Source organism: Flavobacterium sp. AJR, from assembly GCF_002156885.1.
In the GTDB taxonomy this organism is placed as follows: domain Bacteria; phylum Bacteroidota; class Bacteroidia; order Flavobacteriales; family Flavobacteriaceae; genus Flavobacterium.
This window is the reverse complement of record NZ_NCWQ01000088.1, coordinates 1-15,108: the sequence shown is the minus strand read 5'-3', so window position 1 is coordinate 15,108 and position 15,108 is coordinate 1. Positions and strand designations below refer to the sequence as shown.

Annotated in this window: 5 protein-coding genes; all 5 read right to left on the bottom strand. The window is 32.8% G+C overall.

The window, feature by feature from the left end; translation table 11 throughout:
* The coding region (locus B8T70_RS19640) for a thrombospondin type 3 repeat-containing protein (protein WP_207621547.1) at positions 1 to 9,721 on the bottom strand (9,721 nt) is incomplete at its 3' end.
* A 38-nt stretch (positions 9,722 to 9,759) separates the two neighbouring features.
* Entirely contained in the window at positions 9,760 to 10,455 is a 696-nt protein-coding gene (locus tag B8T70_RS19635; RefSeq protein ID WP_039114296.1) for a hypothetical protein, read from the bottom strand.
* 3 nt (positions 10,456 to 10,458) lie between these two features.
* Complete coding sequence (locus B8T70_RS19630; protein ID WP_039114297.1) at positions 10,459 to 12,714, bottom strand: vWA domain-containing protein; 2,256 nt, start codon at positions 12,712 to 12,714, stop codon at positions 10,459 to 10,461.
* Positions 12,715 to 12,818: 104 nt separating this feature from the next.
* Positions 12,819 to 14,714, bottom strand: a complete 1,896-nt coding sequence (locus tag B8T70_RS19625; RefSeq protein ID WP_052259467.1) for a hypothetical protein — start codon at positions 14,712 to 14,714, stop codon at positions 12,819 to 12,821.
* Between the two features lie 104 nt (positions 14,715 to 14,818).
* The coding region (locus B8T70_RS19620) for an immunoglobulin domain-containing protein (protein WP_207621546.1) at positions 14,819 to 15,108 on the bottom strand (290 nt) is incomplete at its 5' end.

Genomic DNA, 15,108 nt, shown 5'->3' with positions numbered 1-15,108 from the left:
TATCTTTTTCTTTTCCATTAAAACCATATCTGTACTCGTTGGTATTACCATGTCTTGTAGGAACAAGCATTCCAAAAGGGTAATAATCAGAATAACTAAGAACGTCTGGCATGAAATTATTTCCACCTATCAATTTTCTATCTGAAATAACAGATAAAACATTTCCTAAATGGTTTGACAACTCATATTGTTTGTCTCCTACAAAACGATATGCGGTTGCTGGTGTACCTGGCGTGGTATTTTCTCCTTTACCTTGTGCAAGACCTTCACACACATCGCCTATACCATTTCTATTAGCATCTTCCTGTCCAGGATTGGCAATCGTAGGACAATTATCACATACATCACCTATACCATCTCCATCGGTATCGATTTGGTCAAAGTTAGGAATGTTTTTGCAATTATCACAGGCATCTCCTCTGCCATCTCCATCAGTATCGAGCTGGTCTGGATTATAGATTAAGCAATTATCACAAGCATCACCTACACCATCTTTATCAGTCTCTTCCTGCATGGGGTTAAATACAAACGGGCAATTGTCGTTTATATCTAGTATACCATCACCATCGCTATCATCGGCTCTTTTGCCACAATAGCTTTGCGAAAAAATATCACTGCTTAATATCGCCTCTTGTCCTGTTGTAGAAGTGGTCATTGTACCTTTACCCTCATCAAAACTAAAATAATTCGTTTCAATATCCTCAAGTTCCTGACCATTATCTACCCTATAACTAAAATCACATATTTCGGCTAGTAATGCTTTATAGGTACTGCTATCACCAGGATGATTAGCAATGCTTATAGCACCAATTGAATTAGGTGGCAATACAATATCTAATATTTCATCATTTCCTCTCTTACCTGCAACACTTTGTTTGCCATTATATTGCTGGATTACAGTAGGCTGAGTTTTGTATTCATTTCCGTTTAGTGTTATGTTTACAATATAATCTTCTAAATTATAATTATATTCAATTAAAACTTTTAAATCCCATTCATCCTCAGTAATTTCAGGAGAAACAATTTCGTAATTAGTTAACGTTTGATAACTGTCAAAACCATAACGTGTCTTTCCATGATGCGTATCACGCTGATGATTTCTGTGATATTTGGTAAACGAAACCACAGGCTTAAAACCTTTCTCCGTTTTCTGGGCATGAACCATAACGGAACTTAAATAAGAAAAAGAACCGCGCTGAGGCCAATATTCTCCTTTTGTTTTTCCGTGCAATGCAGCAATAATACCAGTTTCTTTATTAGAAGAGTCAATTTTTAAATGCCCTGTCATGATAATCTTTTCTGTTCTTTGCTGATTATTTGTAAATAAATTAATCGCATTTTCAGGTTTTTCTCTCCAGGTTGCACTAGCATCTGTAGTCTTAAAATTTAAACCATATTGATCTTTTGTAGTTTCTGCAGTTCTTATTGCTACGGGTTGTGTGGCTGCCAAAATATTTCCTGAAGATCTAAGTGTCCTTTGCAACAAATCTGCTGTGATTTCTTTTCTTCCTCTTTCTACACCTAAACGGCTGCTACCATAAATATCCTGCTCTACAAGATAATACTTTGTTGATGTTCCTTGTTTTACCAGTTCATAAGTACTCAACACATTACCTTGCGCATCACGCTGGTAATAAGTAGTGGTACCATTGGTTCCATTGGTAACTGTTTTGGCTGTTCGATTGCCTAATCCATCATATTCAAAACTTATGATTGTACCATTGCCTTTGGTAACCGATTTTACTTTTCCATCTACACACCAATCTATTTTTAGTCCTTCTTGTTTATCGGTAATTAACTGTCCAATATCATCATATCCATAATTATCGGCAGTTTGATTATCAATATCAAGCGAGGTATCATTAGCATTTTTGGAATCATTGGTAAACACACCATTAGGCACAGCATCATTTACATGTCTTAATTTGTTTGTTCCTGGCTTATAATTATAAGTAAGCTGGTCCATAAGAGTAATAACTCCTGTAGGAAGAGGTGCCCAACGATTCAGTTTATCTAAGTTTCCGTTACGGTCATAGCTATAGTTAGAACGATATCCACTTGTAGGGCTATTGGTGCTTAAATTCTGGTTGTATGAAATAGATTGTGAGGTCATTTCCTTAATCCTGTTCAATTGATCGTATTTGTAATAATTAAACTGTGTTGCAATAGGTTGCTGTTGATTATCTAACAATGAGGTTACCATTTCTTTGATATTACCATTGTATAGGTTTAAATCCTGCTCTAATTTTGCTCCTTTGCTAAAGCTAAAAATAGTATTGTCCCTAGTATTAGATCGCGATTGGTAATCGCCTTTGTAATAGTTTAAAGCAAAACCAAAAGCATCCTGAGCTACATTTAATTCGTCTTTACCAGCATCGTATTGCGAACCTATTCTTTCGGAATTGACTCCTTTTAGCCAGCCTTGCAGGGTATAGATGTAGTCTAATCCTTGTACTTTTTTATCTCCAAGTTCTACACGTGCCAATGGGCCGTGGTCGTAATACAAATAATTAGCTTCTTTTTCCCAAATAACATTATCAGTACTGGTGTATACTTGCTGAATCCTATTATCGGCATCATATTCATAACGATGTATAAATTGATCTTTGGTACTCTCTGGCTGGTAGGTTACTTTATTTACATTCCCACTAATTAAATCATAGTCATAAACCACTTTCTTACGGTCTTGCTTAATTTTGTTTAACTCGGAGTTATTATTGGTATGATGTATTAACTCTTTTACGTTTCCGTGTACATCATAATCGTATACTATTGCATTACTGTATTTATCGTATGCTCTTATATCGTTTACTTCGGCTGTTAATTGATCATAATAAAGTACTGCTGTTACTCTTTTATGGTTATTATCATCTGCATAAGCTGTAAACCATTCTTTGGTATCTGCCATTGGAACATCATATACTGTTTTTGTAACCTGATCAAATAGTACTCCTTGATTATAAGGATACTTATCTGCAATAGCATCTACTGGTACTAGGGCATTGTTATTTGTAAAAACAAGTCTTCCGTTGTCATTAATTGTTAATGCTCCATTAGTTTTTACTTCAAATTGTCCTGCTTCGGTAATTCGTCCTAAGCCATCATAACGTGTATAACTAAAGAGTGGCTTAGTTTTTCTCTGATTTTCATTTTGAGAGGCTACAATTCTTCCTAATGCGTCGTATGCAAATCGGGTTATTCCTCCGTCGGGTGTTTTTTGCCATACCAATTGGTTTAGCGAGTTGTAACGGTATTGGGTTTTCATAGCATGATCTGGAGCTACAGCAACACCATTTACCAGTGTCAAATCGTCTTTTTCGGGCGTAGTTTCTCTTACCGTATTTATAGTTGCATCTGTTGTTGGAGCTAATCTTTTTACTCCTTCTGGCGGAACGGTCTGGATTAAATTTCCTGCCTGATCATAATAATATAAAGTATACTGATATTCTTTGTCTTGAGAACTTTGAGTTAACGTTTCGGTTAATCCTTCCAGAGATGCTTTAAGATAACGTTCTTTAAATTCTGCTTTTTTATTAGCATAAAAAGCGTGTTTAATTTCTTGCTTATTCGATTCTTTTACTGTATTTGCATATATTTCGCAAGGAGTTCTGGTTTCGGTTACAGGAACTTCCAGGCTAAATGTAGGTACAATGATTGCTGGGGCACATATTTTATTATTAATAACATATTGATCTGCAAATTGTGACCAGGTTGATAATTCCTCGGTTTTATTCGTTTTTTGTGCTGTTACATAAATGTTATATTGGTCGATAACCCCAGCAGTATCGGGATTACCGTATCTTAGTTTTGTGCTGCCAAACTCTGCGATTGTTATAAAAAGCGGGTTTTGCACTGTTGTTATTTGCAGTTTAGTTAAATAGGCTATATAATCGGTGCTGATATACCCAAAATTTGCTTCGCAGAAATAATTAGCATCTTTGCTTAAATTTTCAGGAATTTCATAATCTGGAACTATCGCCTTTACGCTTGTTTTAAACTCATTCCATTTATCTCCACAAATTATTGGAACGACTGTTGGTGGAATACAGAAGGTGTTGCAGTTTGTAAATGTTGGAATTACAGATAGTCGTGTACTTTTTAATAAACCACCATCTGATTTAATGTTATTTGTTATAACTCCATTAGAATCCCTAGTCATAGAAAAAATATTTGAATTGAAATTATTACTTTTCAATAGTTGATTTTTTACTGGATAATCATCGGAAAGGAATGAACAAAAATCATTACCAAAACCTGAACTTTCCGTTGACCAATTTATATTAGCAACTATGACTCTTTCAATGGTAATTAATTCGTTACTTAAATTTTTATATTTTATCCGAGCTCTGATGTAATCAATAAAATCTATAGAAATAATTTCCTGCACTAATGATAAATTTAATGCTAAGTGTATGCTTGATTCAATTTGGTTATTACTAAAGAAAATTAAATTCGTATTCCAATTAGCTACTTGACAATAAAACTTAGTCAGCTGTATGGGAGAATTAAAAGAATTTTGTTCAAAAGTAATATTATAATTCCTTAACACCTGAAAATGCTCAATTAATTTTGAATTATTTATAAATTCAAACATTTTATTTGCTTTTGAATTACCAAAAGAGTCTTGATCGATATTGAAATTTTTATTGGCTATTATTTCATTTAATGCATTCTTTAAACCTTGTTCATAAACAAATTCTTTATCGGGACTAGATATACATCCAACTATAGTTTGTTCAACAACTTCCCCACACAAATCCCCAACACCATCACCATCATAGTCCCACTCGCCACATTCATCACAACAGCTAAAATAAAGTGGTTTATTAGGGTTTCCCGAGGTGATTTTTGCAACTATTTGCCTATTTGCAAAAAATGCCCCTTTTTTTTCCGTAAGTTTTAACATATTATATTGGTCGTTTTGTAATTCGCCAATAACAATATTGCTAATAGGGTTTGTACCTAAAGAATAACCTGCAAGGTCTATAATAAGACGTTTATTGTCGTTTACTGTGATAGAAATTCCATCTGTATAATTTTTCCATTTTACAATGTCTCCTGGTTTAATACCAAAATAGGTATACAAATAATCTCCTGTAAAAATGGGATCAGTTGTTATATTTACATCATTGTTTCTAATTGTGCCGCCTGCCTGCAAATGGAATACCAGGTTTCTAAAGGCATTATTAAATTTTTCTTTTTTATCGCAGGGCGCAACTGCTAAATTGTCACACCCATTAATAGCAACTTTTGTAGTACCTTCGATAATTATTTCTTCTGGTGAGGTACAATTACCGTTTCCGCTTTTTCTTTTTATAATCGCCAAAATCTGGAATTTATATACATTATTAGTGGCATCATAGTCTGGCAAGGCATAAATATTTTTAAAAGCAATTATATCTTCCCATTGAGCAATTACTTTTGCACCACATGCATTTATATACTCCTTATTTACAAACCTCAGCTGTATAGGAGTTCCAATAGCATTGTTTCTATAGGTAAAGTCTATGTTCAGATTGCCCTGAGCATCTCTGGTTCCCTTTATCTTTGGTGTTTCACTTGCTGTTTCTAAATTAAACTCTGGATTTATATGAGCATCAAAAAGTTCTTTGGTTAAAAATGGCATACTCGTAGTTTTTAAACCATCAACCAATAATCCTTGACTTTGAATAGTTGGATCGACTAATCCGTTAAGGAAATTTTCCATGTCATTTGCTCTCGGACATTTACCTGTTTCACGATAGGTAGCAGTTTCTGTAAGTGTTTTTACGGCTGTCAAAACCTGCTCGTCAGTAAGTGCGGAGTCAAAGCTAAAATCGGCTGGAATAAACCTTTTTTCTTTATTTTGATAAAAAGACGAAGTCACATCTGAACATGCCTCTTCAATCCCAGTACTGGCAGGAGTTGTATTAGGTACCGCCGGAATTTGGGGTACTGTATTGATTAAGGCGGTAAGTCTTTCAAAATTATTTGGAGTAGCTACCGTGTACTTTTTAAATAGCGTAACAAAAGTATCTGAACTTTCAGGATTACCAATACAATCGTTATAATTGTTGTTTTTAGCGGCATAGACATGAGCAAAAACAGTTCGTGTTTTTTGTTTGAACGCAGTATAATTTGTTCTGAAATTGATCCATATTCTTTGTTTCATGTTTACATTACTCATGCTATTGATGTCCCTTAACAACCGGCTATTTGATTTGTCTATGAATTCTTCATAAGCAACCTCCGGCGTGATTCCATTAGAATAAACAGCAAAATAATAAGCTGCCTTTAACATGTTTAGCCTTTTGCCGTTTTTTAATTGCATACCATCAAAATTTTCATTTAAGGCTTCTTTCATTAAATCTTTACGAAGTCTATAATCACTTTCAGATTCAATATTACTGATGCTGTTTATAGAATTATAAAATGGGTCACTATCAGAGCCCTGAGCATCTACATTAATCAAATTTGCGATTATTCCATCTGATCCAAAGATGGTATTATCAATAACTTTCTGATTTTCTGAATCATAAAAATCAATATTGGCTAATTTTTCATCAAATCCGTCTGAGTTGTACCCGTCATCATTTAATTTATTGCAAAATGCACTGTTATAGATGTAATACTGATACTCAGGATGATAAGGCAATAATGCATTTGCCCAGCTTGGTCTCCACAGTTTGATAAAATCAGCTGTATAACGTAAATATTTAGGCTGTACTACAAATACCTCAGGATCATCACTCTCAGTATCTCTACTTACAATAGCATTTTCTATTAAACTTGGCTTGTAAATTCCTTCTCCTATAAGTTGTACTCTTATTGTTGATGGTGTTCCATCTTCTTCCTTATAAAATCCACCAAAAGGGTTTCTCCAGTTGTTATGAGGGACTTTTATTTCTTCGGTTTTATTTGTTTCTGGATTAGTCTCCGTAACTGTGGTATAACCACCATATAATAATTGATTGTTATCATTAAATAGACTTAGTGGATCTATTGTATTGGCTACTAGCTGGTTTTGGTTATCATTATCATCTTCTTCATCCTGAGTTTCTATTCCTTGTACCGAACCATATTGCCCATGAGGGCTTACATCTCCTAATAGCATATCCAGATTAAGATTACATACATTGATAGGCTGTTTGCATAATTCTCGACATCCTGCTAATAATCCTCTAAACTCATATTTAAAATCTGCTACTTTAGGAAGTATTACTTTTTGATTAATATCCGGATTAACAAATTGTAATCCGTTGTAAGTAAAAGAGGTTGACACAAAAAAAGCATTCAGGTTTTTAATAACATATTGATTTTCGGCTGAGATAATAAAAGGCTCTCTGGCAACTATATTCCCCAGAGCAGTCTCATCTGGTGAAAACTTTAACTTAAAAGCATCACACTCTGCTACAGTAAGATTATCACATACCAAAGATTCTTCACAACTTTTACATGTTACATTACAATCTTCTACTGTTATATCTGCTTCTAAATCTACTAAATCAGGTAAACATGTTTCGCTCTTTTTTAATTCGGTGATATAATCATCAGCATATTGGTTTAATGCTTCCAAATCTACACGAATATCTTTGCTTAATGGATACGTACCTACTTTTAAAAAATTATTTTGAAATTGTCCCTTATATTCTTTTTTTATTTTTAAAGGTACTGCACTAAAAGAGTTGGTATTAAATACTCCAATTTTTGAAGATAAGGCATCTGTTCCTGTAAGTAATTCATCGGCACAATCATTTTTCATACCTATAGACCAATTGTAAACAAATGGATATTGTTTCCCGTTTAAACAATCATCTGTATAAGATCCTACTAGTTTGTTTAAGGTATATTCAAATTTTATTTCGCCTTCTTTTATAACTGATACTGGCGTGTTTAATCGTACCCCATCTTCATAAACACCATTGTTACCAGATGCATATTTATCGTTGTTTGATAATAAATTCGTAGTTGTTGTTAAATGTAGCGTCGAATCTGTTTCATCATCCAGAGACAAAAGATTTTCTTTATTGTCACCCGCAAGAGCAGTTGCAATTGTTCTTCCTTGTGGGTCAAGGTAACTTACACTTGTTTGCCCATTAGGATCTATAACAATGTTCTTTTTATAACGTGAAAAATCACCCACTTTGTAACCAAAAAGTCTATTTAATTCTTCTTGTTTGGGTTGCCCATAAAAGTATTGCATTTCATGCCCTTTACCTATTTGATGATCTACTCCTACACCTCCTTTTCTTTTTATTCTTCCTGTATTATCCGGAGTATATTCTATTTGAGAAAAAGGAAATCCTTTGGCATTAGCAACCAAATCTTGGTAATTGCCTACTTGTAAATTATTTTCAGAGTAATATTTGCTTGCACCTGCAATATTTGACATGCTGGAAACATCTTCGGGAACACAATTTAAAACACTAGGGTTATCCCAATCAAAATCATTATGGGTGTAAGTAGTATTTTTCGAATTTAGATTTAAATTATTATAAAAACGAATACCAGAAGCTTCTACGGGGGTTGGTAAAACCTCGATAGCAGCCCTACCTTGATTGTCATAGATTACCTCACCAACTATAGCATTGTTATTTGAATTTATTTTGGTTACTGTTTGTCGATTACGAAGACTACCATCAAAATAACTTACTACTTCTTTTTTCTTTCCATCCTCTGCAAAAGAAGATTGGTACTGCCAGTTTTTCTTTCCTAATTCATGTTCCTGATTAATTTCGACTATATGAGGCCAGTCATTCATCATCTTAAATGAATCTGTAAGTCCTGAGGACCATGTTCCGTAAAAATTCTTGGTAATATCATCAAGGAATCTCCCTACAGGTCGTACTCTATAAACCAAATAACCATTGGAATATACTAGAGGAATTCTATAAATAGTGTCTTTTGTTTCAATTCTCGTATTGTTTAGCTTAAAATCTTGCTCTGTTAACGGAACTTCACTTGTGGCTAATTTGCCACCTTCTTTTTTGTAATTGTCAATCCATGTCCATTCAAGTTCATATTCTACAGCGGGTGCATTTTTATCTTTAGTCCAGTTAATAACCAATTCTTCGGCACCATCACTAACCTTGTAAACTTCTACTTCTTTTGTTCCGTTGTATTTTACTAATTTACGGGTAAGCGGAAACACCGATGTAAATTGAGTCGCACTCAACTGCATATTATAATAGCGATCTGTATTAAATTTTAGTTCTAAATAGGCCGAAGAATTCGATACTGCTATAATAGCATTATTAGCATCATAATATTTTATAGATTCAATTTTTACATCGGCTTTATGAATACCAGGTAATTGATATACGGCATAATCATCCAAACGAGCCCCTTTAGTTACATTGTCATGTTTTATTTTTAAGGTTACCAAAAAGGGATTAGGGTATGTTTTTTGTACATTTTTGTTATCCTTATAGGAAGTCAATACATTTCCTGAATTATCAAATGGTATTATCCTTAATGTAATTTCACTATAATATATACTGCTATACCCTAAATCAGACAATTTATCATTAAAACCAAAATGAATTGATACCACTGAATTTATCGAGGTAAACACATTTTGCTTATTTAAATCTGTAAATTTAGGATCAACAATACGCAATGTTGGTTGCCCATTTAATTGAGTTCCTTGTTTTTTATCTCCTAAAAACTCCTCTTGCTGACCGAATGTAAACAATGAAAAAAGTGTAAACACAAATGCTATTAAATACTTATTGATATACATAATATCTATCTTTTATTTTAATTTTTGAAAATGCTTCTTTAATTGATAATCTCATATTTTTTTAACCGTTCGGACAAAATGATTTGTTTTTTATCCGATTTTGTAAAATAAGTACCACTATTAAAAAAAGAAGCACTAACTGGATTTCTGCTATAATTAGTGTTGGTAACTTCTAGTCTTGGGTAATGGGAATCAGGTCTTCGATAATCTTTAGAGAAATTGACTGCTGTATTGTAATAAAAGATTTGTTTTTGTATAAAATAATTCTTTGTAATCTGTACTACAATTTTTGAGTAAGGAAGACTGGAATACGGTTTTGCAACCATCGTTATTTCCCAATAGGATTTATAGTCAAGGAATTTTTCAATGGTACACAAATCAAGTAAGGGTTTCATATCAAAATCTCCTAAATAATTAGACACAGGACTTAAGATTTGAATTGCTTTTTCCGAATGATTAATTTTAAGAAATACCTTTTTTGAATTTAGAATTTCGCTGTCTCCAATTTTCATATAAACCTCATTGAGCTCATTTTTATAAAATATACCATTATAACTTTCTTCGATTTTTTTGGAATCAGAATCTTTATACAAGGCATAACTTGTTTTATATTGTAAAGGCATTGCGGTAGTATATTGTTTTCCTAGCTTTTGAAAAACTTCACTTACGCTCTGGGTATGAGCCAAACAACAATTGAATATGGCCCATACGTATATTATTTTTTTGTAAAACATCTTTTAAGGATTTGTATTTATCATGCTGCCAGAGCGTGTTTCCTGAATTGTTTTGATTCCTTTTTCGGTTTCTTTCTTAACACGAACCAAACCTCCTTCATTATCATATTCATAAAAAGTACTGTAATTGTTTTCGTCCAACTCTGCCATTAGTTTGAATGTTTCGGGATCATAGACAAATGATTTCACGCTGCCTTGTAGCGGATGAATCCTGATATCATCAAAATACACTGGAATTCTAGGGCTATTGTTTTCTAATTGAATCCCAATTGTGATAGTTTTTTCGGGAATCTTGAATTTTTGTACAATACGCTGCCAACCATCAATAATGTTTCCAGCAGCTTTTACTGATAAGGAATCTATTCGGTGTGCAGGTATATCCAAAGCTTCTTTCCTATTATAAAAAATAATTTTAATTGCTGGATTTTCGTAAGTTTTAACTTGAGTTAATAACTCTTCTTTTACCCAGGCACTCAACATATATTCTTTACCTGGTTCGGGTTTAAATGAAAGACAGTCATCACAAAAGTTTTTCACCGAGGCAGTACCACATACTATTTTACTATCAGCTAGCTTATCAGATAAATAAGTCTCATCGGCTCCCAATAAATTAAAATCGGCATGCCCATAGTAAGTCCCTGTATTAAACTGATTGATATCTGATTTTGGAAATTGTGTATCCGGAAGATCAAATAAAAATTTCAACGATTTGGTAAGATGTGTTGTTACTGTATTTACAAGATTATTTTGGCTATTATTAGGATCTCCCGTAGGCGATGAAAATTTATTTATAAAAAAAGTTTCATCTACATAAAATCCATTTTCAATTCCTACAACGTATAAGTGTGGCAATTTAGGATCACTACCAGGAGCATTGTTGAATTTTTTCATGGTTTCTTTTAACTTCCCAACATCTGCAGTTTGGCAACCATCTGTTATCATGATAACTATATTTGGTTGCATAGAGTAGCTTAAAGCCGCTTCTAAACCACTTCTCCAATAATCTGAAGACGCACTAATTCCTGTTTTTCCATTTCTTTTGCCAAAAGTATCTATCCAGGTATTGAATCTATTTATACTCGCTGGAGTATTGGTTAATTTAGTTGGAGGTATAAAATCGGTTCGTGTATTTTCATCACTATCCGACATTCCTGTTAACGAAACATAAATATTAGACCCTATATTATCGTTTGTTTTTGCTTGTTGCAAAATGAATGCTTTTAATTGCTTTTTAATTTTATTAGCTGCACTTTGATTAATTGATCCCGATTCATCTACTACAATCGCAACATGAGATACGCATGATAATTCAGATACACAAAAGTCAATATTTCGTACATATCCATCTGAATTACTCGTACCGTTATTATAATTTATTATAGCAACATTTTTTGCAAGAGCATCTGTATATTTACTTAAATCAATATTTGCAATAGCCCCCGAAATAGATTTAGGTAGTTGAACATCTTTTCCTATAGCGGTTTCCGAAAATGAGAAGCTTATGGCACTACTAGTATTACTAAAATTATAAATCTTTCCTTTAGAATCTATTATATAAGGCGATAAAGCCGCTATTTCTTTATAAGCGTAGGTATTGGCATCAGTACCATTAGGAGTACTCACTAACTTATTAATTAATGAGAGAAACAAACGTTGTATTTCTGGTGCATATATATTGCTTTTAACACAAGAAACAACTGGGATACAACTCTCTACAATAATTTTTTCAGAAAATAAAGTTTCGCAATTTTCTGCACCTTCTACTATTAGTTTTATTTCATATTCCCCTTCTAATTCAGGTTTAAATGTATATAAACCAGTCGTATTTGTTTCTGTATGTACAATAACACCCAAAATGTTTGTACTGGTCCATGTATAATTTAGATTAGTAGACTTTGTTTCGAATGCAAAATTGATGGCTTCTTTAGCGCAATATTTATCAACGACTCTAATGAGGGTTTTAAATGTAGTTGTGCAACCATTAACATCAGTAACTAACAGACCGATACTATATTCTCCTGCATCAGTGAAAGTATAAGAATAAGAATCTATTTTATCCGATTCTTTTGTATCCATTATTTGCTCTTCACTATTTGTTACAGTCCAAACGTAGGTTAAGTCAGTTGCCGTAGTTTCAAACGAAAAAATGTAATCTTCTTTAGTATAAAATTTGTGCTCCTGTGCAAAAGAAGACAGTAAACCAAATAGTATACAAATAATGGAAGCCCAATATTTTTTTATTCTAAAATTGATTGTCATATTTATATATTATTTTTCATGCAACTTTGTCTATCAAAACAGCAGGTTGCATGTGTAGTACTCTATTATAGTTTTACTATTTTTAATTGTAATTACATCAGTAATTATTTAACAACTTTAATTATTCCCACTACTGATTTACAAGGTGCTGTAGTTAATGTAATTGGCGCTCTCTTTAAAACCAGATAATCGATGGTCTCTTTATAATTGGAAAGTATTGGATGTCTTGCTTCGCAATAATAACTTCCAGCATCAGTCTGTATAATACTAGGAATAACAAATTGCCTTGAAGTAGCTCCAGGAACTATTTTACCGTTTTTAAACCATTGAAAAGTTTCTTCAGGCAAATACCTATTATCTTCATACATCTTCATTGTGATACTTGTTCCAATAGCACCATTTATTGTTTTAGCAACATCTACTACTTTTTGAATGTTATAAGTAAATTTAGTTCTGTTATTAAGAACAGGATATTGGGATTTTAAGTCGATGAACCTAAATTTATTACCATGCAGACCAAAATTTGCTGATAATCCAATATTGTCCAGATTTGGGATAGGTCCTTCTAATAGATTATATGATAAATTGAAAGCTGACGTAAGATTAGTTAACCGACTTATTTCTGGAGGGATAGAACCTGTAAACTGATTACCATGCAAAAAGAGTGAATTAAGTTTTGCTAGCTGGCCTATTGTAGGTGGAATAGTCCCATAAAATTTATTATTATTGTAAGCTAAGAAAGTTAGATTGCTTAATTTATGTATATCCTGCGGAATTATACCAGTTAATTGATTTTCTCCCACGTGTAAAGCTTGCAATTGTGACAACATATATATTTCTGGAGGTACCATACCTGTTAACTGATTTACAGAAACATACAACGTTTTTAGTTTTGCCAGATTTCCAAGTTCTTTGGGAATTTCTCCAGTAAGTTGGTTATAGTTTAATGAAAGAGTAATTAAGTTACTTAATAACCCTAATTCTTTTGGAATTGTTCCACTGAGTTTATTAGTATATAAATAGATTTCTTTCAAACTACCTAATTGCCCAATTCCTATGGGGATAGATCCTGTCAGTTGATTATAGTGTAAGAATAAGGAGGAAAGTTTTGAAAGTTTTGTAATTTCTGGAATTATATCACCTCCCAATTGGTTGTAACTTAAAGCTAACATTTCTAACCTCTCAAGTTGCCCAATTTCTGAAGGTATCTTACCAGTTAATTGATTGGTACCAAGATTTAAAGTTTGCAGTTCTTTAAGTTGTCCTATAACACTTGGAATTTCTCCTGTTAGTTTATTAACTCTTAAGTCTAAAATACGTAGTTTTTTAAGTTGTCCTAGTGCTGAGGGTATGTTACCCGTTAATTCATTTTGATTTAAATATAAAACTTCCAAATTTTCTAATTGCCCTATCTCCGGAAGAATAGTACCCGCAACTTTATTAACATTTACATTAAAATAAGTTAAATATTTTAATTGGTCAATTTGTGTAGGTAAGTATCCATTTAAGTTGTTATTTTCTAAATTTATATAAGTTAGATGTCCATTAGTTACAGAAAGTCCATACCATCCCGTAACCCCATTCCAAGAAGTAACAGGTTTACTAAAATCCCAACCTTGTTTATTCTTCCAGTTTGCTCCATTAGTACTATTGTATAGTGCTAAAAGTGCATCTTTTTCTAATGGTGTAATATCAATTACCACAGTGGCTCGTAATAGTTCAGTTTTTGAGTTTTGTGAAAGGTTCAGTTTTTGCAAAACTTCATCTTCATTTTTTTTTATAGATTGATATTCTAAGACATGTAATTCGCGTATTATTTTAAGCTCCCGACTAAGCTCTTCAGGATCATTAAGACCTCTTTGTTTTAATTCACTTACCACTCGCACAATATCAAAACCAATTTGCTGATCGCTATAATCTTGTGCAAAAGAAAATAATGAAACAAGCAACAGACAAAGCGTAAGTATCTTTCTTTTTATTATTCTAAAAATGTTTGTCATATTAAAATTATATGTTTTTTATGCAAGTAGACATAGGGTTTTATATCACCCTATAATTTACAGATAGTATTGATTTATTGATTACACCTACTTAAAGGCAATTTTTATCTAACAACTATAATTGTTCCAACTATTGGTGTACAGTTAATTACATTCAATGTTAATGGTTCTCTCTCTAGTACCAATGGAGACATATCAGGATTAGTCGTATGATATGCCTTGCAAGTATACACCCCTGAATCTGAAGCTTTTAAATTTGTAAGCATATATTGTCTCGAGGTTGCTCCTAATATTATAAAATTATTTTTATACCATTGGAATGTTTCGTCTGGAGTAAATCTGCCATCCTCATACATTGTTAGCGTAGTTGATCCGCCAATTGCTGATGTAATTG

Excerpts from the sequence above, each read along its gene's own strand:
- B8T70_RS19625 (WP_052259467.1), bottom strand. The coding sequence starts at position 14,714 with ATGACAAACATTTTTAGAATAATAAAAAGAAAGATACTTACGCTTTGT.
- B8T70_RS19630 (WP_039114297.1), bottom strand. The coding sequence starts at position 12,714 with ATGACAATCAATTTTAGAATAAAAAAATATTGGGCTTCCATTATTTGT.
- B8T70_RS19635 (WP_039114296.1), bottom strand. The coding sequence starts at position 10,455 with ATGTTTTACAAAAAAATAATATACGTATGGGCCATATTCAATTGTTGT.